This is a genomic window from Methanohalophilus levihalophilus, from assembly GCF_017874375.1.
Classification (GTDB): domain Archaea; phylum Halobacteriota; class Methanosarcinia; order Methanosarcinales; family Methanosarcinaceae; genus Methanohalophilus; species Methanohalophilus levihalophilus.
In genome coordinates this window covers 441,805-463,839 of sequence record NZ_JAGGLK010000001.1, presented here as the reverse complement: position 1 = coordinate 463,839, position 22,035 = coordinate 441,805, and the positions used below count along the sequence as shown (strand labels likewise).

Below are 22,035 nucleotides of genomic sequence, written 5' to 3'. Positions count from 1 at the left end.
TAATAATTTCCGGGTGAAATATTTTGATTTCTGAAAAGCCAGGCTCAGCTCCTTAAATTGCCATTAAAAAAATAAAGTGGATAGATTACTGGAATATTAGACTACTGCCAGCATCCTGTCAAGAGCCAATTTTGCTTTTGTCCTGAGATCCTCAGGTACTGTGACCACATGTTTCATCTCTTCCATTGATTCAAGAAGAATAGAAGGTGTGATCATTTTCATGTTGACACAAACAGCAAATGGAGAGGCAATGTAGAACATCTTATCCGGGTTCTGTGCTTCAAGCCCACAGAGCATTCCGTTTTCTGTCCCTATGATAAATTCAAGTGAAGAAGATTCACTTACATGTTTCAGGATACCTGATGTGCTAAGAGCTGCATCTGCAAGGTCAATGACTTCTGCACGACATTCCGGATGAACCAGAACTTCGGCATCAGGGTGTTCGTGTTTTGCAAGAAGGATATCTTCTGCGACCATTTGATGGTGAACCGGACAGTGTCCTTCCCATGTAATTATTTTCTTATCTGTAAACCTGGAGACATAGTTGCCGAGGTTCATATCAGGAACAAAAAGGATTTCGTCAGCATCAAGTGAATTAACCACTTCAACTGCATTTGATGAAGTGCAGCAAATATCACTTTCCGCTTTGACAGCCGCGGAGGAATTTACATAGCAAACGACAGCAGCATCCGGATGTTTGGCTTTAGCTTCCCTTAAAGCAGGAGCTTCAGCCATTGCTGACATCGGACAGTGTGCTTCCTTTACAGGAAGGAGGACGGTTTTATCAGGCGAAAGGATTGCAGCGCTTTCTGCCATAAAATCAACGCCACAGAAGACTATTACATCTGCATCCTGTTTAACAGCCTGCTGGCTTAATCCCAGTGAATCGCCTACAAAATCAGCCATTTGCTGGATCTCACATCGCTGGTAATTATGTGCAAGTATAACGGCATTTAACTCTTCTTTGAGGTCCTGAATCTGTTCAGCTATCGGTTGCATGGTCTCACTAGAAATATATAAATTGAAATATAAATATCGTTTTTTAATGTCCCTAAAGGTTGCTATTGTATGGCTAACATATATTAAAGTAATGGAAGATAATAGGTAGTGGTGTTTTATTATGGAGAAAATTGAGTTGAAAGTTAAAGGTATGTCCTGCGGACATTGCAAAATGGCTGTTGAGAATGCCTTAAAGGAACTCGAGGGTGTGGAATCTGCATCAGTTAATCTTGAAGAAGGTAAAGCAGATGTGGAATACGATCCTTCCAAAACGTCTGTTGATTCCATGAAAAAGGCAGTTATTGATGCTGGTTATGAAGCATAAAAACTGTGGATTGATATGGAAACTGTAATTCTCCACATATCGGGGATGAGCTGTAAACATTGCAGTGATCGCATTCAGAAAGCGCTTAGTTCCCTGAAAGGAGTTAAGAAAGCAGACGTAAGTCTGGAGAAAAATACTGCTGAAGTGGAATTTGCCTCGACTCTCGTATCAGTTGAAATGCTCGAACAGGCTGTTCAAAATGCCGGCTACTCTGTGGAAGATAAGGAGATAGCTATAGCTACTGAAACAGAGAATCAGCCTCCAAAAAGTGAGAGTAATAATCAGCCTGAAGCAAAAAAAGAGATTTCGTTTGATATATCTGGAATGACGTGTTCTGCCTGCGTCCAGAGGATAGAAAAGGGGCTCCTGAAAATGGAAGGTGTGAAAGGAGCTGCAGTTAATTTTGCATCAGAAAAAGCTTCAGTTAATTTTGATGAAAGCCAGACAAGTTTGCAGGAAATGAGAAAAACGGTCGAGAAGCTGGGTTATGGAGTTCGCCACGATACGGTTACATTTAACATAGAAGGAATGACTTGCAGCTCCTGTGCAAACAATATCGAAAGAGCCCTTCTAAAGCAAGAGGGCGTAATAGAAGCAACTGTCAATTTTTCTATTGGTAAAGCAGAAGCCACATATGATGGATCAATCGTAAAACCGGCAGATCTTATCCGTGCAATCGAGAACATAGGCTACAAAGCTACTATTGCGTCTGATGTTGTAATAGAGGATTCGGAAAAAGATCTTCGTGAAAAAGAAATTCGGAGTCAGCGAATTAATCTGATTACAGCACTTATTCTTACATTTCCCCTAATGCTCGGAGCCATGCAAAACATGCTCCGTATTGATTTTCTTGTCCCTGATATTTTTGCTAATGATATTGTACAGTTTTCACTGGCAACCCTTGCCCTTGCTTTCCCGGGAAGACAGTTTTTCACGGGAGCTTTCAAGGGACTGCGCCACGGATCTGCTGATATGAATCTGCTGGTAGCTGCAGGCACAGGTGCTGCATATATTGCAAGTACGGCAGCAACATTATTTGATCTCGGTGCCGGCTATGAGCAGAAATACTTCGATTCTGCTGCAATGCTTATTACCTTCATTCTTTTCGGACGCTACCTTGAAGCAAAAAGCAGAGGAAAAACATCGGACGCCATTCGTAAACTTATGGGCCTTCAGGCAAAAACCGCACGTATTATTGTGGATGGTGAAGCAAAAGAAGTTCCGGTGGAAGAAGTGCAGGCTGGTGATATCGTGGAAATCCGCCCAGGCGAGAAAATTCCGGTTGATGGCGTCATAGTGGAAGGAAGTTCTGCTGTTGATGAATCCATGATTACCGGTGAGAGCATTCCGGTTGAGAAAGTAATTGATGATGTAGTCATAGGAGCCACACTTAACAAAACCGGTTCATTTCAATTCAGAGCTACAAAAGTGGGAGCTGAAACTGCCCTCTCACAAATCATAAAGCTTGTTGAGAGAGCCCAGACCAGCAAGGCACCGATCCAGAGACTGGCTGATGTGGTAGCTGGTCACTTCATATTGGTTGTAATGTCCCTTGCCCTTGTGTCTTTCTTCTTCTGGTATTTTATTGGCTACTGGAGATTTGACGTATCCACACTTACAGGCGTGAGCAGTCCTTTCCTCTTTGCACTGCTCACGGCAATCACAGTGCTTGTGATTTCATGCCCTTGTGCCCTTGGACTTGCAACTCCGGTGGCCATCATAGTAGGAACAGGGATGGGAGCAGAACGTGGAATCCTGATTAAAAGCGGGGAAAGCCTCGAGGATACACCAAAAGTTGATACTATTGTCTTTGATAAGACTGGTACCCTGACTACAGGAAAACCAAAATTGACAGATGTTAAGCCTTTTTCAGGAATAGAGCGAAGAGAGCTTCTGGAAGCAGCGGCTTCTGTGGAAAACCTTTCCGAACATCCATTGGCAGAAGCTATTGTTAATGGTGCAAAAGAAGAAAAAGTGAGTTTTGAAAAGGTTGAAAATTTCATGGCGTATTCCGGGAGAGGCGTTGGTGGAACATGGAAAGGCAAAGAAGTGCTTATCGGAACACGTCGTTTCATGGATGAGAAATCAATTGGAATAACCGAGGTGGAATCTTCCATTGATGCCCTTGAAAATGAAGGTAAGACTGTAATGATACTTGCTATTGAAAACGAGATTAAGGGAATCCTGGCAGTTGCAGATACCCTTAAGGAAGAAGTACCTGAAGCAGTCCGATCTCTTACCGGGATGGGAATTGAAACAGTGATGCTTACCGGAGACAACAGTAAGACGGCTAATGCCATTGCGAAAATGGGTGGTATTAAAAGAGTGCTTGCGGAAGTCCTGCCCGCCGACAAGGCTGCCGAAATCAAACGCCTTCAGGAAGAAGGAAAAAAGGTTGCAATGGTCGGAGATGGTATCAATGATGCTCCTGCACTCGCACAGGCGGACGTGGGAATTGCAATGGGTGCCGGAGTAGATGTCGCAGTTGAATCTGCGGATATCGTACTCATTAAGAATGACGTTAATGATATTTTAAACGCTCTTTCCCTGAGTAAGTTGACGATGAGGAAAATCAAGCAGAATCTCTTCTGGGCTTTTGGATATAACACAATCGGCATTCCAATTGCTGCGGGAATCCTTTTCCCGTTTGTCGAAAGGGTATTGATAAGCCCTGCAATCGCCGCTGCTTTTATGGCAATGAGCTCCGTGTCAGTAATGACAAATTCCCTGCTGATGAAAAGAAATAAACTCAGGGGGCGTTGAAGACATGGTAACACAAATAAATACAAACCGGGCTCCAATGTTGAGCTTTATCTCTGCGATACTCCTTAGCCTGCTCTTTGTCGTATTGACATTGGTTTACAGGAATCCGGCTAGAAGCTATTCTGAAGTTGACATTGCTGCAGGGGCTATCTTTATCCTGATCTTAAGCCTTATGATTTTCCTGCTTCTCTGGCCGATGATTCTTGAAAAATGGTTCTCCGGCAAATCTAAATAAGCGTTCGTTATCATATCAAATTAGAAAAGTGAGTTCAGGATAACCACGCATGAATTTTCTTTGGGTTTAAGGAAAACTGGATTGCTTACGAAAATAGATACAAATTCTATAGAGCCATGAATTCTGCTGCAGTTAAAATACGTAACATTTTGGTTTCAATAGCCGTGTTCTTAGTAATAGGAACGGCTGTTACCGAAGTATTTTCAGATATTATATTTTTCTCATTATTTCTGGGAATACCCGCAGGAGCAATTGCCGGAATGGCGACTTTTGCTTATCTGAGACACAGGGAAAAAGCCTAATCTAGCTTAGTAGAACCAATTTTAAATACATTATATTACAAAGATAATGCAAAAGTCAGGTTTGTATATGAAAAACGGGATTCTTGTTCTTGGATTGTGTATTTTACTTTTTTTGAGCCTAATTCCAGTGCAAGCTCTACAGTCAGACAATGCTGAAATTGCGGATGATTCAGACTTGATTTTGCTTAAGAATGCTCATATTAATACAGAGAATCAAATTCCAGCAAGACTTGCTCAAACTGCAGCCATTGAATCAAATTCCAACGATCCTATATTGAAAAGTGATTATTACCTTGTCCAGTTTGAAGGGCATGTAAGATCGGAATATAAACAAGCAATTGAAGCTGAAGATGCAACCCTGCATGGGTATATACCAAACAATGCATATCTTGTAAGAATTCCTGAGTCTAACTATGAAACAATCGTCAATTTACCTTTTGTGAAATGGATAGGACCATACTTACCATTGTACAAAATTTCCCCAAATCTCCAATCACGTGCAGGAATCGTTGAAATTAATGTTGTATTATTTGACTCCGTGAATAATTCAAACATGACCATGGAAATTGAAATGTTTGGAGGACAAGTAAATGCCCAAGAAGGAAAATACATACGTGCAACAATTGATTCTTCAAAAGTTTATGATATTGCAACTATTGAAGAAGTAAAATGGATCGGAGAATACCAAACACCTGTTCTTTTAAACAACAATGCCACAATCATAATGAATGTTAATGTGGACAATGTTCGTAGCACCCATGGATTGAGTGGAAGTGGACAAATAATAGGAATTGCAGATACTGGTATTGATATTGGGGAGGACAACTCATCAATGCATTATGATCTTCAGGGACGCATTGACAAGATATTCCCATTTTTTGATTCTGACGCTTCGGATCCGGACGGCCACGGGACACATGTTGCAGGTTCTGCCATTGGAAATGGAACTAATTCCAGTGGTGTCTATGCAGGTGCAGCACCTAATGCGAGTCTGGTTTTCCAGGCATTATACACAACTTATAACAATACATCCGGTCTTTTTCTTCCCCTCGACCTTTCTGTTATTTTTGAACAGGCATACTCATCTAATGTAACAGTTCACAGCAACAGCTGGGGAACCAACAATTCAAGCTCCTATGGATCTTATGATATTGATTCCCAAAGTGTGGATAGCTTCATGTGGAATAATCCAGATATGTTGATCTTATTTGCTGCAGGAAACGATGGACCAACAAGTGATACGATTGGATTACCAGCAACAGCGAAGAATTGTCTTACAATAGGAGCTTCAGAAAATTTACATTCTTTTGGAGGAACAAAATCAGATAACGCTTCTGAAATTGCATCCTTTAGTAGCCGTGGTCCAACCGATGATGGAAGAATTAAACCCGATTTAGTTGCACCAGGAACTTATGTTGTATCGACAAATTCACATGTTGTAAACTCGTCTTTTGACTATGTCATTATGAGTGGTACAAGTATGGCAACACCACTAACTGCCGGTACTGTAGCACTTGTAAGACAATACTATGTGGAAAACGAGTCAATAATCCCAACTGCAGCCCTTCTTAAAGCAACATTGATTAATGGAGCAGCAGATCTTGGACATTCATCATTTGATCAGGGTTGGGGAAGAGTAGACTTAAATAATTCCTTGTTTCCATCTTCACCATCAGGATTCCTCTATTATGATAATATAACTTTAAATACCACGGAAAAATGGCAAATTCAGCAAAGTTTTAGCAATAGTACTGCGCTTAAAATTTCACTTGTATGGACAGATTATCCCGCGGAACCGGCTGCTTCAAAAACTCTAATTAATGATCTTGATCTCATTCTGGAAAGTCCAAATGGTACTTTATACTATGCAAATGGAAGTGAACCAGATACAATTAACAACGTCGAGCAGATTTATCTGGAAAGTTTTGAAGCTGGAATATTTAATATTTCCGTCAACGGTACCAATGTCCCAGAGGATCCACAACCCTTCGCGCTTGTTCTTTCTGGAACCTTTGACATCGAGCCACCTTCTTCAATTCAAATTACCGGAAATACAACCGGATTTTCATCGATAAACTGGACATGGACAAACCCGGTAGATTCAGATTTCAATTACACAATGATTTACCTTAATGGAACATTTAAAGCCAATGTCAGTAATCCCACTTCATTCTACAATGCCACTGGCCTCAATCTCTCAACTACCTATCAAATCGAAACAAGAACTGTCGACACTTCAGGTAATATAAATGCAACGTGGGAAAATGATACTGCAACCACTCTCAAAGATTCTACAGAACCAACCATTCATTCTGTTAACCTTAACAATTCCACTCCAAACAGTGGAGAAAACATCCTCATTAGTGTCAATGTAACTGATGACCATATTGTTAATGCAGTTACTGCAAATAATCAGAGTTTGACTTCTCAGGGAAACAACCTCTGGAACGGAACGCTTACAGCACTTGTTGGAAACCAGAATATCAATGTTTCAGCAATTGATTTCACAGGAAATATTGCATGGAACAATTCAACTTCATACTTGGGTTATCAGCTCCCTGAAGCCAATTTCACTTCCAATGTGACATCCGGAAACAAGCCTCTTACAGTGCAATTCAATGATACTTCAACCAATTTCACAACTCTTTCATGGGACTTTGACGGCAATGGCACAGAGGACTCTAATGCAAGCGAGCCGGTCTGGACATTTACTGAAGCCGGAAACCATAGCGTAAATCTTACTGCCACCAATGAAAACGGCTCTGATACATACACAGGTTATATCGTTGTCACAACACCATCCACTCCATCACGCAGCAGTAGCAGCAGTGGAGGCGGCGGCGGAGGAGGAGCAGGAAACACAGGAGAAGATCTTGAAAATATTCTCTTCAAGGATTTCGCAATCCAATACCTTGAGAAAGGCACACCTGCAACCTATGAGTTTACTGAGGAAGGCAACACAGTCAGATCCATCAGTTTAACTGCAAACAAGAATTCCGGCCAGATAAAGATCATAATTGAAGTCCTGCAAGGCACATCCACAATTGCGAGTGAGAAGCCAGAAGGGAATGTGTACAGTAACCTGAACATCTGGGCTGGAAACGCAGCATTCAAAGAAAGTATTGAGAATGCAGTAATCACTTTTGAAGTATCAAAGGATTGGCTCGTGAGCAATGGGATTCCTGCTGAAGATGTTACAATGATGATGTATACTGATGATGGATGGATACCATTGGATTCAGTATCGATTGTCTCGGAAACCGAAGAATATGTAACCTACGAAGCTGAAACCCAAAAACTAGCATCCCCTTTTGCAATTACATCCGGCACAATTCCAGAAGATTCAGTAGATCAGTTTTCTGAAAGCATGTCTGAAGAAAGCAGTGGTGAAATTCAATCAAATGAAACTCCGGAAGAGGGTACAGGGAATAATGCCCTCAGTACAATTGGAATATTACCATGCGCATTGCTCCTTGCAGGTGCTTATGCTATCCTGAGAAGAAAGCAGTAAACAAAAAAGAGATTAAGAGGGCTGGTTAGTAATCCGGCCCTTCTCCTGAAAAAATCATTTTCTCAATGCGTTTACGATCGGAGATATCGTAAAAGAGAATCAGTATTCCAAGAAGACTACCGGCTTCACTCCTGATAGGTGAACCGATAATATCCACAGGTACACGAGTCTTGTTTTTGGTAATTAACATGGTTTTGTTACCAAGCCCATAAAACATTCCTTCCCTCAAAACCTTTTTCACAGGATTTTCGGCTTCTTCACCGGATTCATCACTTTCAACTGCAAAAACACTGGTGAGTGGCTTTCCCATGGCTTCCTCGTGATTCCATCCGGTCAGAGCTTCGGCAAAAGGATTCATGAGCTTTATATTGCCTTCCTCATCTGTAGCAATAACAGCATCTGCAATGCTGTTCAGAACAGCAGTCAGCCATTTCTGGCTTGCCTTGAGTTTTTGCTCCATCTGGTGTTTGTAGAGAGCAATTTCGATATTGGTTCGAAGTTCAGTTTCCTCAAAGGGCTTAAGAATATAACCAAAAGGCTCTGTTAATTTTGCCCTTCTCATGATATTCTCATCAGCATAGGCAGTGATATACACAACTGGAATATCGTAATTCACAAGAATATGGCGTGCGGCCTCAACGCCATCCATGCCATCCTTAAGCATGATATCCATTAAAACGAGGTCCGGGAGATTTGCTTCATCAGCCTTCAGTATTCCAAGTGCCTCATTCCCGCTATAAGAAGGAATTATATCGTAATCGTTTGAGAGATAAGCCATTAAAAGTTCTACATTGTCAGGCTCATCATCTACAACTAAAATCTTAATCCTTTTGTTCTCTGTCATACTGACACCCGAACTACAAAAATCCATTCCCTTTACACAGTAATTATAACCTGTAGTGGTTGCTACAGTTTATACTATTGTTGTTCTGGCTGATATATAATGCTTACTGCGATAATGATATCAGCCCACCACATTCAATTCGCTTGCCCAGATTGGAGGAAGAACAATTCCACCAACCTTTTTAGCATCTTTTCCTGCTCCCTGTACATTTGACAATAACTCAAAAATGTTCCCGGAAACCATTAATGATTTTATCGGAGAACCAATTTCACCATTTTCAATTACAAAAGCATTCCTTGCTTCAACAGAGAAATCACCGGAAATATGGTTGGCAGTATGTGCTCCAATAACAGTATTGATAATTACACCGCTATCGATTTCAGGAATTATGTCTGAAGATGGGTAATCAAGCACAAGATTTGTGGTTCCAACTCTCGGAAGGGAAGCATAGGAATTTCTCACACCGTTTCCAGTACTTTCAACTCCTGCCTTTCCGGCAGTGTATGAATCATAGAGGTAAGATTCCAGAACCCCGTTTCCAACTACAGTCGTTTTCTGCGAAGGAACCCCTTCATCATCCGAAAGTGAAGAACCAAGACCTCCTTCAAGGGTTCCATCGTCATAAATTGAAAGTGAATCGGAAGCAATATTTTCCCCAATCCTGTCAACCAGACTGGAGCGCCCTTTCTGTACATTATCAGCATCAATAGATGGTACAAATGCATTTTCTATTAAATCTGCCAGAGCAAATGGGTGGAAGACTACATCCTTCTTGCCACCTTCAACCTCTATTCCATTAATAGATTCAGAAGCAAGAGTTGCAGCCCTTTTCCCAAGCCCATAGAAATCAATATCGAGGTTTCTTGAAACCTCAAAATCATAGGCTGTGGAAATTGCATCTCCTGTAGTAATGACATCGACAAAACCGGTAACTGCAGTTGATTTTTCCTCAACTTCAACTCCATTGCTATTCATTATTAAATGAAAACCTGTGCTTCTTGAAAATGAACCTGAGGTTGCCAGTATTCCATCAACAGAAGAAACACCTTCCACCATTTCCCTGGTTTTCAGGACACAATCCCCAAGTGATAAATCAGCAACATCAGAATTGAAAAGACCTGAAACTTCACTATAGTGACTGCTTACCGGGAGATTCTTCCAGTCAGGATCATCCGGCATTACTTTGGCTGATGCTACTGCATCATGTACTGTTGTTTCAATATCCCCGAAAACATTGGTACTGGCAAATCCCACGGCACCATTCACAACACATCGTACCCCGATGCCAAAGCTATGCTTGTCATGAGCACTTTCAATGGAATTCTTGCGGATATCCGAACTGGTGGATTTCCCGGAAGAAATATAAATTTCAGCTTCATTAGCCCCAAACTTTTCAGCTGCTTTAAGGGCTTTCCCGGCAATATCGTAATAATCCAAATTATGCACCTCCAACAAGTGCATTTGATACTAAAAGATGAGGAGAACCATCTGAAACCGGAATTAATTGGCCAGATTTACCACATCTTCCCGAATTCATTTTCAGATCCCGCGCAACCATGGAAACATTGTTTAGGATTTCAAGGGTCTTTCCTGACAATGAAACATCCCGGAGTAATTCACCTATTTCCCCGTTTTCAACGATGTATCCCTTTTCAGCATTAAACTGGAAAACCCCTTCACCAGTGTTAACCTGCCCACCGCGGGAACCAGCAAGATAAACTCCGTTCCCGATTTCAGCAAGCATTTCATCCAGATTTGAGTCACCGTTATCGATGTACGTGTTACTCATCCTTACAACAGGAGAAGAGCTGCCCTGAGCACGGCAGTTTCCTGGATTTCCTCCCAGCTTGGATGCTGTTTCACGTGAATGTAAGTATGATTTCAAAACCCCTTCTTCCACAATAGTGGTTTTGTGGGATTGAACACCTTCCGCATCAAATGGATAATATCCAAATTCGTGCAGAGTCGGATCATCAATTATCGTAATCTTATCGGAACCAATTTTTTCCCCGATTTTACCTTCAAGTATTGAGCTCCCTTCAAGTACAAGATCGGCTTCGGATGCATGGCCTACAGCTTCATGCGCAAAGACACCTGCAAGTTCAGGATCAAGAATTACAGGAAAACGTCCTCCTTTGGCCGGGCTTGCATCAAGTAATTCCACAGCAGTTTTTCCGGCATGTTCCGCCATCTCAAGTGGCATGTCACCTTTGAAAAGCTCAAAACCGCCAACTCCGAATTTGCTTTCCCTGCCTGCCTGGAACAATCCTTCCCTCGAGGCAACGGCAGTTATTGCAAATCCCACTTTAGTCATACTATATTCACAGTCAAGCCCCTCAGAGCTTGTATAGTGAACATCAACCGTACTTTCAGAGTAGATGGCTGAGGTGCTGTTGACACCTTCACAGCGAGCACGGGAATCGAGCTCCTTGAGGAAATCAACCTTTTCTTCGACCGGTATGTCACGTGGATCAATCTTCACAGCTGGAAGATTCGTCTTTTCCGGTTCTTCTATTGGAACAAGAGAAAATGGTTCATTATTTGATTCGGCACTGATATCTTTTGCAAGCTCAGAAGCCGTTTTTATTGCTTTCTCAGTATCGCAGGTTCCTTCCATCCTGGTATAACCCCAGCAACCGTTGGAAAGCGCACGAACACTGCAACCATTCCCGTGATTACTGGATATTTCCTCAACTTTACCGTTATCGAGGACAATTGCCATGGAACTGCCCTCAATAAGACGTACATCAAAAAAATCAGGTTTCATGTTTGTTGCATTCCTGAACTGGAACTATTCGGATTGCTGATAGCATCACTTATATCCGGAATCTCAAGCTTCATATCAGTAAATTCCCGAAGCTTTTGCAGGATACTGTCCTTTTTGCTGCCAACGAGGCTGTGTTCGATTACTTCAGTAATTGTTGTTACAGGAATAATCTCAACCTTGTCTTTATAGATATCCTCTATAAGAACATCGTCTGCGTTGGATTTTGGAATTATTATTTTCTTAATTCCAGCCTGTGCTGCAGCTTCTATCTTATATGTAACTCCGCCTATAGGAAGCACATCCCCTCTAACAGAAAGTGAACCAGTCATGGCTACACTTTGATCGATTGGAATATTTTCCAGTGCGGAAATCACAGCTGTTGCAATGGATATTGAAGCACTGTCACCTTCAACTCCCTCATAAGTACCAACAAACTGTATGTGGATATCCTGCTTAATTACGTCCTTACCGGTTACTTTCTTGAGAACTGCAGATACATTGAGCACAGCTTCCTTGGCAATATCCTTCAGCATACCGGTTGCAATGACTCTCCCCTCAGCCTGCGACTGGGGAGGAGTGACTTCTGCCATAATAGGCAATACAATACCGGAATCACTTCCCATAACTGCCAGACCATTGACTTTGCCCACAGCTGCTCCCATCTTGGAGAATAACTGGTAGTCCTTACGTCTTTCAAGATAGTTGTCTGCAAGCTGTTGTTCAATGGAACGTGCCATTTTCTTTGCGGCAAGCACATGATGGGCCGTGGTAACTGTTGCTCCTTCTGAGTGTGCGATGTCACCTGCGACCCTCACAAGACCACCAAGATCTCTCAATTTGAGTGTAAGGTGACCTTTGCGACCTGCTCTCCTGCGTGCTTCCTGGATGACTTCTTCAACAGCGGATTTATCGAAATCCGGAATGTGTCCGTCTCTCATAACTTCCTGCGCAACGAAACGAACCAGATATGAGCGGTTTTCCGGAGTGTCTTCCATTGACTCGCGCATGTAGAGCTCATAACCATATCCCTTTATACGTGAGCGAAGTGCTGGATGCATTTTTTCCATTGCGTCAAGGTTACCTGCAGCCACCATGATGAAGTCACATGGAACAGGTTCGGTTTTGACAAGCGCACCGGAACTGCGTTCGGATTGGCCTGTAATGGCGTATTCCTTTTCCTGCAATGCGGTAAGCAGGCTTTGCTGGGATTCCAGCCTCAAGGTGTTAATTTCATCGATAAACAAAACACCCCTGTGTGACTTGTGGATGTCTCCACTCTCTACCCTGTCATGGGAAGGAGTCTCAAGTCCTCCGGACTGGAAAGGATCGTGTCTTACGTCACCCAGAAGTGCACCTGCATGAGTGCCTGTTGCATCGATATAAGGTGCATGATCTTTTTCAAAATTACTCACAAGGAGTTTTGGAATCATTGCTTCTTCTCTTGGCATGAATTGCCGTGTCAGAATCAACATCATGATAGCAGCTATTATACCCCAGAGCAATTGTCCCACATAGAAAGAATACATCACAATACCAAAAATCAGGAACATCATTAACATGTTCCTTGATTGGGATTTCTTTCTGGCTTCCATTTTGTGGGCCATGACTATTTCCCTGCCCTTGCCTGCAGGTATGGTCCGTATTTTTGGATTATTATTGTCCTCCGGGTTTGGGTATGCCAGAATATCCTGAAGCTCTTCTTTAGGGAGAAGTTCAGCCATGGCTTTTGCAAGCATTGACTTACCGGTACCGGGAGTACCAATCATCATAACGTGTCTTCTCTGGCTTGCAGCTTTCTTGACAACTTCTACCGCATGATCCTGCCCTATGATTTGGTCAATCAAGAGTTTTGGAACCTCTATTGAACTGGTGTCCTCAAAATTTTCTCCTGCAAGTTCCTCATCGTTGGGAGATATTTCCGTTTCCATGGTTAGCTCACATTTAATTCGATAAGTAAGTCACAATAATTTCAAAACGTTACTAAAAATATATAGCCATAAATTTAGGTACAGATAATAAGTGTCTTCCTGCTAGATATATCTGACTATTATAAAGCTGCTTTAAGGTTTCGAAAAGAAACAAACTCTGTAAATAAAAAAAAATAACTTGAATTAATTGGCAGGCAGGAAAAGTTATTTTAACATTTATATATTTTTCAAAAGAATACATATACTAAGAATTCCTACATTGTATTAACCTACATTTGTACTACTTCGCTAAAAACGGTGCAAAAATGGAAAAACAAGCAAATGTATGTTGTCAAGCAGACAATATGGAAATCTTTCACTCTTTTGTTCAATCCTCGGATGAGGCAATTATTCTTACCAATTCGAAAAATAAGGTTATTTTCTGGAATAAAAAGGCTGAGGATGTTTTCCAGTACTCTGAGGATGAAATATATAACAAAGAGATTGCCATTCTGATTCCTGAAAAATATTCTACTTGCCTCCAAACGTTGCAAAGAAGCAATTCATATTCAACTTCATCCACCCCTTCAAGATGCACAAAATAGGAAATATTAAGGAAAGATGGTTTAACAATTCCTGCTCAGGTTGGCTTTTCCTTATTCAAAAGCAAAGATGAGCTTTTTGGTTCATGGAAGGTTAGTGTACAAAAACACGAAGGGCCAACTAGCTGTCCTGACCAAAAAATAGAGCAACTTGCAGCTATTTTCAATGATTTGGATGATATCGTTTATGTTTCAGATCCTGACTCCTATGAAATTCTATTCATGAACACTGCCATGATAAACAATTTCGGAAATGCAGTAGGACGAAAATGTTATTCGGTGATACAGAATCGTAAATCACCTTGCCCATTTTGTACTAACGATATTATTTTTGATGATACTTCAGGAAAACCTTACGTTTGGAACTCCTACAACGAATTGAAGAAAAAATGGTATCGTTGCACCGATGGGGTAATTGATTGGCATGACGGTCGAAAAGTCCGCTTTGAAGTGGCTACAGAAATTTCCGAAAAGCGGGTTATGGAAGACAGAATCCGGGAAAGTGAACAAAGCTACAAAAAGGTAGTAACGTCCATACCGAGCATCGTCTGGAAAACAGATTTTAACGAGGATGGAAATTTTGTAAACACTTTTATATCCCCGGTAGCAGATCGAATTCTGGAAGTCGAGCCGAAAACAATCGGTGATGACTGGAACAAATTGTTCAGCTACGTGCATCCGGATGATTTGTCCCGTGTCTACCAGACTTTTACACATGCAATGGAAAATGTCGGGCAGGAAATTAATCTTGAATACCGGCTCATTAAACCAAATAAAGAAATTATCTGGGTCCAATCCGAAGGCTCAATCTCTGTTGGAAAAAACGGAAAGTTGCAGGCTTTTGGTAACACAACCGATATAACCGAGAGAAAAAAGGCGGATCTGGAACTTATCAAAGCAAAGAATAAAGCTGAGGAAGCCAGTCTTGCAAAAGATGAATTCCTGGCTAATATGAGCCACGAGTTTAAGACCCCACTAAACTCAATAATTGGTTTTTCTGATGTCCTTTTAAAAGAAGCATTCGGAGACCTTAACGATAAACAAAAACAATACGTTGTAAATGTTATCGAAAATGGAAGACATTTGTTATTCCTCATCAACGATATACTCGATATTGCAAAAATTGAATCCGGAAAGATAGATCTGGTCTATGAGGAGTTTTTAGTTCCAAATCTCCTGACACATGCAACTGAATTATCATCTCCACTTGCAGAAAACAAGGACATATCCATAAACATGGAAATTGATCCGGAAGTTACCCTCATTACTGCTGATCTGAATAAATGCATACAAATCCTCAACAACCTGATTAGTAATGCAGTGAAATTCACCCATAGTAACGGCCGAATTACAATTCGTGCAAAAAAAATCAGTACTATGATCCAGATTTCAGTTGAAGATACCGGTATCGGGATTGAGCCGGAAAAAATTAACTCCATTTTTGACAGGTTTTACCAGACAGACAGTTCCACAAAAAGGGCATATGGAGGGACAGGCCTCGGACTTGCAATTGTTAAAAGGCTTGTGGAACTCCACGGCGGACAAATACATGTGGAAAGCGAATTGAGGAAGGGAACTAAATTTACTTTTGAATTACCGGAGAAGCCTCCAGTTGCTTTAGATAAAAGCTAACGTACCTAAAGTACCGACATACTTATTGGATATCGTGCATAAACAACAGTTGTGAGGGGAATCAGGGGTAGATCCTCATGAAATTTAAGAATATACTACTTCTCGGGATTCTGGCAATACTTTTCCTGACAACTGTGTTTTTCAGCGGTATTACCACAGTTGAGAAAAACAATTCAGTTTTGCCGGAAGCAGATCTTACTTTCATGGAGAATTACCTGATAGCAGGACCTCTGGTGTTTCTTACATTGATTATAATTTTTATGATTGTAAGAAAAAGACATCAGCGCTCGCCCTAATATAATCTGTCAAATTATTTATAGAAATAAGTTATTTGCATTAATAGATGGAAAGGATTTCAACTGGTATTGAAGCACTTGACAGGGAAATTGAAGGCGGATTGCCGAAAAACAAGGGCTTTTTAGTTACCGGTACCGCCGGCTCCGGAAAGACTATTTTTGGAATGCATGTGATTAGCAGAGCCTGCGAAGACGGTAAGAAATGTCTAATGCTGGCAACCGAAGAAACAAGTGCGGACATAGTAGCAGAGGCTGAAATCTTTGGTTTTGATTTTTCACGTTATATGGAAGAGGAAACACTGACAATTAAAAAAATCCTTGAAATCAGAAGTAAAACCACAACCGCAGCTTCAAACCTTATAAGTGGACTAAGTGTCAGCGAAATAGATATCATGGGAATATCTGACCTTGTTCCGGATAATATTGACGTATTGGTAATTGACAATATAGGAGTATTTGCACTTGGAATGACACCTCGTGATTTCAGGAATCAATTCGATACCCTTAACCTGATATTGGCAGAAAAAAAGATTACTGTAATTTATGTTCTTGACATGGCTGCAAATGAGATGACACAACATGTAGCGGATTATTCAACATACGGATCATTTCATTTCCTTGTAAAAGAAAATCCCTATACCTCAAAAATGGAAAGATTTATCTTCATACCTAAAATGAGGGGTACGAATATTCCCCTTGATCTTAGCAAATTTGTGATAAATTCGGAAGGTATTTGCGTCCTTGGATCTGGTGAATAAGGTATATCTTATTTGAAAAACGATATCTTCTTTATCTGGAGAAAAAACGAGAGGTAATACAATGGAGAGAGCTTCTGTCCTTGCGGTGGACGATGAGCCACAAAATCTGGAATTACTGGAAGCATATCTCATCAGGGAATGCGATGTTATTTTCGCTTCAAATGGCGAGGAAGCACTCCAAAAAGTACAGGACGAAAACATTGACCTTATTCTCCTCGACATAATGATGCCTGGCATGGATGGATATGAAGTTTGCCAGAAAATCAAAGAAAATGAGGACAATCCATACATCCCAATTATCATGATTACTGCCCTTTCCGAAAAGGATGACCTCATTAAAGGTTTGGAAAGCGGAGCCGAGGAATTCCTGACAAAGCCTGTAAATAAGCTGGAACTCCAGACCAGGGTTCGATCTTTCCTGAAGCTTAAAAGATACCACGACGAGATACTCCGGGACAGGAACAAACTTGAAATACAGAATCAAGTTCGTGAAATCCTAACTGCCATAATCCCATCATTACTTGCAACAGTTCCGGTTGAGCAAAAAAAAGTAGTGATGAGACAAATGCTCGATATGGTAGAAAAAAATATTTTGCATCGTTATCACGAAGAGAACAATGTGATAAATGCAGATAATATTGGAGAAATAGGCTGTGAGATCCTCAGTGAGATTGGAGGAAATTATTACACCGAAAAAATCGATGGCAATTTCGTGAGATTACAGGCACATAAATGCCCATGGGGAGACGAAGCTAAAATCAATCCAATCATGTGTAATCTTACTGCCGGTATTCTCTCAAGGTTACTCAGCAGGTCAAACATTGAAGGCGATATAAAAGTAAGGCAGACCCTAGGCAACAGGGACGAAAAATGTTGCCTGGATCTTTGCTTTGGAAAATAAGTTCTTTATCTGGCAGCTTCCAGTATCCTGATGGCAAGGTGTGCAGCATTTGCACCGTTGTCAATACCAACTGTTGCTACAGGTACCCCGGGAGGCATCTGTGCAATTGAAAGCAAAGCGTCCAGACCGCCAAGTTTGGCACCTACAGGCACACCAACTACAGGTTTTTTGGTCTTTGAAGCAACTACTCCGGGAAGAGCTGCAGAAAGGCCTGCAATTGTTATGAAAACAGTAGCATCACTGGCATTCACATATTCGTCAAGTTCGTCAGGGTTACGGTGAGCGGAAATAACCTTGACTTCAAATGAATAATCAGTATTTTCCAGAACATTCGTCACACGGTTTGCAATTGCCCTGTCTGATTCAGAGCCCATTATCACTGCAATATCAACCATTTTATTTCTCTCTCCTTAGGGTAAGTTTCCTTCACCACTTAATTCATGCTGTCTTTCAATATTCATCCTGATAAGAATTTCAAAAATCTCTTTTACTGCAGCCGTATCGAGATTGTGCTCTGTTGCCAGAGCATTTGAGCGCTCAATTACAACTGTGTTCTGGTTCTCATCATTAATTGACATGTTTTCTTGATGCTTGTAACGCAGGACATCTTCAGCCAGTGCAACTCTCTGGGCTAACAGCTCGATTATCTGCTCATCAATACTCGCAATCTTGTGGCGGATGTCATCTAATGTCATATGAATCAACAATTTATACGATTGTCAGTGCTCCCACATTATTGATTTCCGTCTTTATCATCTTTCCGGCAGGGTCATATTTTTTCCATGCATTTTCCAGCCTGGTAGAATCATTACCTTCCATTAGAGCAACATAAGACGGACCTGTACCTGAAAGGCTCACACCATGGATTCCACAATCAAGAGCAATCATCAAAGGTTTTGTATCAAAGCCAAGTGCACCACAATAAAGCATCCCATTTAAAGTCATAGCTTTTTCATATTCACCAGCAAGAGCAAGATCGTAAGCCATCTCAATCCACGGAGCAATTGCCTTTGAGCGCAATACATCCGTCTTGCTGCTGAAAACCTGCCTGTCAGGTACAAGGATCAAGACTTCGTCTTTTCTTTTAACTCTTTCAAGCAATGTATTGTTGCTGTTATCAGTTACCACAACCCCGCCAAAAAAGGAGGCACATGCATCATCAAAAGCACCGGTTATTGTAACCCCTGCCTCTTTTGCAGCGTCCACTCCGAGATTCACTGCATCAAGGGGCTCCATGGTTTCACCAATTGCATCAAGGGTCGCCAAAACAGTTGCATTGGCTGCTGCACTGCTGCTTTTTAGCCCGCTGGCCATTGGAATCTCGCTTTGGGTACTCACTATGCCTTCCATTTTCAGGCCAAATTGCTTTAACGTTTTCTGGACTGCCAGTTCAATAAGCTTCGTATCGGCATCCGGTACTCCTTCCGCCACTCCCTTGATACCACCGGAGCCATGGGATAACTCAACCTTTGAACGTGTTTTCATATCTACTCCAAAAGCAGCACCTTTTAGTGTTGCAATAGCATTAATGATTGTGCCGGCACCAAGTGCTTCTCCATAGCCTACTACTGTCATGTTTGCTCCCTGGATGAATCAATAATTATTTTTTTGAGATTGCTTAATTCTGAAACTATTTTATCTTTTTCCGGATTAACAGGATTTTGATCACGGGAATATTTTGTTATAAGGCTGTCGAGATTGTCAAGTTCCTTGTATGCACATTTGTAGTCAGGTTCAAAGAATGGAAGATCATCAAGGGAAATTACTCTGACACCACTTTTCTGATCAATTGATGGCTGACCATTAACAACTACAACAAAATCATACTTCAAAAACCCAAAAGCCCTCGCAATATCTCTTGATTTGTCAGAAACCTGCTGGACACGCTTGGCTTTCATGCGTTTATGGGCAGAAAGAGAATCCTTGTATTCCATGAAACAAATATTCTTCTCCTTCCAAAGAACAGCATCATATTCAATTTTCTGGGACGAATTGTTGATTGTCAGACCGGCATTGAAAAGAACACCATTAACATCGGACAAATCTAATTTTTCACGGAATTGCTGTTCTGACCCAATAATATCAGGACGCACTTTCAGGCAATAGGAACCACTTCTCAACTCCAGCATGAATTCAAATAGAGACTCCTTTACTTTAATCATTTACGGAGGAATCAAGCTCCACTTTTCCCATTACCATTCCTGAGATCTGCAGTACCTGTCAGGATAAGGCGAGTCTCAATAAGGGCATGACTGTCAGGGAAAGTCAGATCTTTCCTTTTTATGTCAATGGAAATTTCACCTTCAGAAAGCTCTGCATCCTTCATATACTCCATGATGAGTTTTGTTCCCATCTCTTCTGAAAACTTAATTGCCTCATCATAGGATGAAAGAATCTCTTTGCCTCCCGGATAAAAGGAAGAAACCGAATCCGTTTTCAGGTTATAGTCCATAGCCTTGCTGTAATTTGGCCTGACAAGGATTTCAATGCGTTTGAGACCTCTGCCTGCGAGAGCACCGACTGCGTTGCCCACTTCCGAATGCTCAGGTAGGATAATTTCAGCATCCATATATTTGCCCACATCATTTACATATGCACTCACCGGTCCTCCAAGCAAAACAACCGGAACATTCACTTTGAACTGACCATAGTATTCGTGGTCAAGAGCTTTGCGAATCTCTGAGGACGGGATATGCTCAAAAACATAGGAAAGAACATTAAGTGCCATATTTTTGGTAAATTCTTCCTTTACATAAGCACTTATTTGTTCTGCTTCTCTGTAGCAGAAATTGCCTATAAGTGACGCACCAAGTTTTGATGCTTCAGTGTCCCATTCGTTATATATTCCAAGCACATGAAGGGCATCGGTTGGTGTAAACCCAATTCCCTGTACAAGACGTTTCTGTATGAGGCTAGTCATTGTCTTGGGAGAGGGGAAACTGCTTTTCTCCCAGTAAACCTCATTGATGGTCCTTGGAGTGTCATCAATCCTGCCAAGCAGTTCTTCTTCCCGTTCAGTAAGCTCAATGGGTTCATGCTCTGTTTTCAGGAACATTTTGGCCGGCTGGATATTTTCCCCAAGCTGGCTTCGCATGATGTGCTGCTTTTTAGTGAGTTTATAATGAATATCGGAATATTGAGTTGCAGCAACACAAAGAGGAATGACACGCTTGGGACCAATGTATAGCTTCTCATTTTTAGTCCATACATGGCTATCTCCCCCTAATGCGGATGTTTCCATCCGGATTGCTTCCACTTTTGTCCGCCAGCCTCCAACAATCGCACCTTCCCCGGTAATCTCCGGAAAACCGTCAATAATCATTGCAACATCGGTACTTGTACCGCCTACATCAAGCACAACGCAATTCTTACGATTTGCCAGATAAGAAGCACCTACAAGACTGGCAGCAGGGCCGGTAAAGATAGATTCGATAGGATGCTTGAGGGCTTCCCTGATACCAACAATGGAGCCGTCACACTTGAGCATCATCATTTTTGCCTCAATCCCGCGTCGTCTGATTTCAGAAACAACAGTATCCATGAATTGCGTGGATATCGGAAGCAATTGGGCATTCAGGTAAGCAGTGATTCCACGTTCGTAAGCTCCAAGTGACTGGGATAGCTCATGACCACATACAACCGGGAGGGCCGTCAAATTTGTAATCAGTTCCTTTATCCTGAGTTCGTGCTCAGGGTTACGAATGCTAAAATAAGAAGAAACAGCAAAAGCAGAAACTTTTTCACCGACTTCGTTAATGAAAGCTTCTGCAGCTTCAATGTCAAGAGGATATTTTTCATTGCCTGAAGGGGTATGCCCGCCTTCAATATTTATTGCGTATTTTAAGGACGCATCCGCCGGGATGTCAGCTTCGCCCACCATAATCAAAGCAACGGGATAACCTGTGCCTTCAAGAATGGTGTTTGTGGCTAAAGTTGTCGAAACCGATACAAGGGAAACATCGTCAAGATAGGACTGATCAAGTCCATCAAGCGCGTTCTGGATACCGAGAAGAAGATCGGGATAAGTGGTCCTTGCTTTCATTTTTGCAACAATTTCTCCATCAGAATCCCTAAGGATTACTGCATCAGTGTAAGTTCCACCTGCATCTATTCCAAGACTATATTTCATACTGCCACCTCAAATTATACAACCAAATATCTATTCGTTCAAAACCATATGTGAATTTGCAAGA

The 22,035-nt window shown here is 41.5% G+C and carries 20 protein-coding genes; 10 read left to right on the top strand and 10 right to left on the bottom strand.

Annotated features, from left to right (window positions below):
* Nucleotides 1–96: 96 nt before the first annotated feature.
* Nucleotides 97–999, bottom strand: coding sequence for a quinolinate synthase NadA (nadA, locus tag J2755_RS02420; protein WP_209679167.1), 903 nt, complete (start codon nt 997–999; stop codon nt 97–99).
* Nucleotides 1,000–1,120: 121 nt separating this feature from the next.
* Between nadA and copZ the strand changes: the two genes are divergently transcribed.
* From copZ to J2755_RS02395, 5 genes are all read left to right on the top strand, one after another.
* The gene (gene copZ / locus J2755_RS02415) at nt 1,121–1,324 is read left to right on the top strand and encodes a copper chaperone CopZ (protein WP_209679165.1); all 204 of its coding nucleotides are present in this window, start codon (nt 1,121–1,123) and stop codon (nt 1,322–1,324) included.
* Between the two features lie 15 nt (nt 1,325–1,339).
* Nucleotides 1,340–4,087 carry a heavy metal translocating P-type ATPase gene (locus tag J2755_RS02410; RefSeq protein ID WP_209679163.1) on the top strand — a complete coding sequence of 916 codons (2,748 nt, stop codon included), beginning with the start codon at nt 1,340–1,342 and terminating at the stop codon, nt 4,085–4,087.
* Nucleotides 4,088–4,091: 4 nt separating this feature from the next.
* The gene (locus J2755_RS02405; protein WP_209679161.1) at nt 4,092–4,322 is read left to right on the top strand and encodes a hypothetical protein; all 231 of its coding nucleotides are present in this window, start codon (nt 4,092–4,094) and stop codon (nt 4,320–4,322) included.
* A gap of 116 nt (nt 4,323–4,438) precedes the next feature.
* Nucleotides 4,439–4,624: a hypothetical protein gene (locus J2755_RS02400; protein ID WP_209679159.1), complete on the top strand. Its 186-nt coding sequence runs from the start codon at nt 4,439–4,441 to the stop codon at nt 4,622–4,624.
* A gap of 112 nt (nt 4,625–4,736) precedes the next feature.
* Complete coding sequence (locus J2755_RS02395) at nt 4,737–8,135, top strand: S8 family serine peptidase (protein ID WP_209679157.1); 3,399 nt, start codon at nt 4,737–4,739, stop codon at nt 8,133–8,135.
* Nucleotides 8,136–8,160: 25 nt separating this feature from the next.
* Here the strand turns inward: J2755_RS02395 and J2755_RS02390 are convergent, their stop codons facing one another.
* The 4 genes from J2755_RS02390 to lonB form a co-directional block, all read right to left on the bottom strand.
* On the bottom strand, nt 8,161–8,979 hold the full coding sequence (locus J2755_RS02390) for an ATP-binding response regulator (RefSeq protein WP_209679155.1): 819 nt from the start codon (nt 8,977–8,979) through the stop codon (nt 8,161–8,163).
* 120 nt (nt 8,980–9,099) lie between these two features.
* On the bottom strand, nt 9,100–10,425 hold the full coding sequence (locus J2755_RS02385) for a TldD/PmbA family protein (RefSeq protein WP_342591040.1): 1,326 nt from the start codon (nt 10,423–10,425) through the stop codon (nt 9,100–9,102).
* On the bottom strand, nt 10,418–11,746 hold the full coding sequence (locus J2755_RS02380; protein WP_209679149.1) for a TldD/PmbA family protein: 1,329 nt from the start codon (nt 11,744–11,746) through the stop codon (nt 10,418–10,420). The genes J2755_RS02385 and J2755_RS02380 overlap by 8 nt, the downstream gene beginning before the upstream one ends.
* Complete coding sequence (lonB, locus tag J2755_RS02375; RefSeq protein ID WP_209679146.1) at nt 11,743–13,674, bottom strand: ATP-dependent protease LonB; 1,932 nt, start codon at nt 13,672–13,674, stop codon at nt 11,743–11,745. The genes J2755_RS02380 and lonB overlap by 4 nt, the downstream gene beginning before the upstream one ends.
* Before the next feature lie 305 nt (nt 13,675–13,979).
* Between lonB and J2755_RS02370 the strand changes: the two genes are divergently transcribed.
* The 5 genes from J2755_RS02370 to J2755_RS02350 all read left to right on the top strand — a co-directional run bounded on the left by J2755_RS02370 (nt 13,980) and on the right by J2755_RS02350 (nt 17,842).
* Complete coding sequence (locus J2755_RS02370; RefSeq protein ID WP_209679143.1) at nt 13,980–14,258, top strand: PAS domain-containing protein; 279 nt, start codon at nt 13,980–13,982, stop codon at nt 14,256–14,258.
* Between the two features lie 168 nt (nt 14,259–14,426).
* On the top strand, nt 14,427–15,887 hold the full coding sequence (locus J2755_RS02365) for a PAS domain-containing sensor histidine kinase (RefSeq protein ID WP_209679140.1): 1,461 nt from the start codon (nt 14,427–14,429) through the stop codon (nt 15,885–15,887).
* 77 nt (nt 15,888–15,964) lie between these two features.
* The gene (locus J2755_RS02360) at nt 15,965–16,183 is read left to right on the top strand and encodes a hypothetical protein (RefSeq protein WP_209679137.1); all 219 of its coding nucleotides are present in this window, start codon (nt 15,965–15,967) and stop codon (nt 16,181–16,183) included.
* Nucleotides 16,184–16,230: 47 nt separating this feature from the next.
* Nucleotides 16,231–16,941, top strand: coding sequence for an RAD55 family ATPase (locus tag J2755_RS02355; RefSeq protein ID WP_209679134.1), 711 nt, complete (start codon nt 16,231–16,233; stop codon nt 16,939–16,941).
* A 61-nt stretch (nt 16,942–17,002) separates the two neighbouring features.
* Nucleotides 17,003–17,842, top strand: a complete 840-nt coding sequence (locus J2755_RS02350) for a methanogen output domain 1-containing protein (protein WP_209679131.1) — start codon at nt 17,003–17,005, stop codon at nt 17,840–17,842.
* Between the two features lie 5 nt (nt 17,843–17,847).
* Here J2755_RS02350 and purE read toward each other — a convergent pair whose 3' ends face one another.
* Genes purE through J2755_RS02325 form a run of 5 tightly spaced genes read right to left on the bottom strand, consistent with a single transcriptional unit; the run spans nt 17,848 to nt 21,971 of the window.
* Nucleotides 17,848–18,237 carry a 5-(carboxyamino)imidazole ribonucleotide mutase gene (gene purE, locus J2755_RS02345; protein ID WP_209679128.1) on the bottom strand — a complete coding sequence of 130 codons (390 nt, stop codon included), beginning with the start codon at nt 18,235–18,237 and terminating at the stop codon, nt 17,848–17,850.
* Nucleotides 18,238–18,252: 15 nt separating this feature from the next.
* Nucleotides 18,253–18,537, bottom strand: coding sequence for a chorismate mutase (locus J2755_RS02340; protein WP_209679125.1), 285 nt, complete (start codon nt 18,535–18,537; stop codon nt 18,253–18,255).
* Between the two features lie 13 nt (nt 18,538–18,550).
* Nucleotides 18,551–19,417, bottom strand: a complete 867-nt coding sequence (locus tag J2755_RS02335) for a shikimate kinase (protein ID WP_209679123.1) — start codon at nt 19,415–19,417, stop codon at nt 18,551–18,553.
* Nucleotides 19,414–20,004 carry a hypothetical protein gene (locus tag J2755_RS02330; RefSeq protein WP_245312611.1) on the bottom strand — a complete coding sequence of 197 codons (591 nt, stop codon included), beginning with the start codon at nt 20,002–20,004 and terminating at the stop codon, nt 19,414–19,416. The genes J2755_RS02335 and J2755_RS02330 overlap by 4 nt, the downstream gene beginning before the upstream one ends.
* Nucleotides 20,005–20,015: 11 nt before the next feature.
* On the bottom strand, nt 20,016–21,971 hold the full coding sequence (locus tag J2755_RS02325; RefSeq protein ID WP_209679121.1) for a hydantoinase/oxoprolinase family protein: 1,956 nt from the start codon (nt 21,969–21,971) through the stop codon (nt 20,016–20,018).
* Nucleotides 21,972–22,035: the final 64 nt, after the last annotated feature.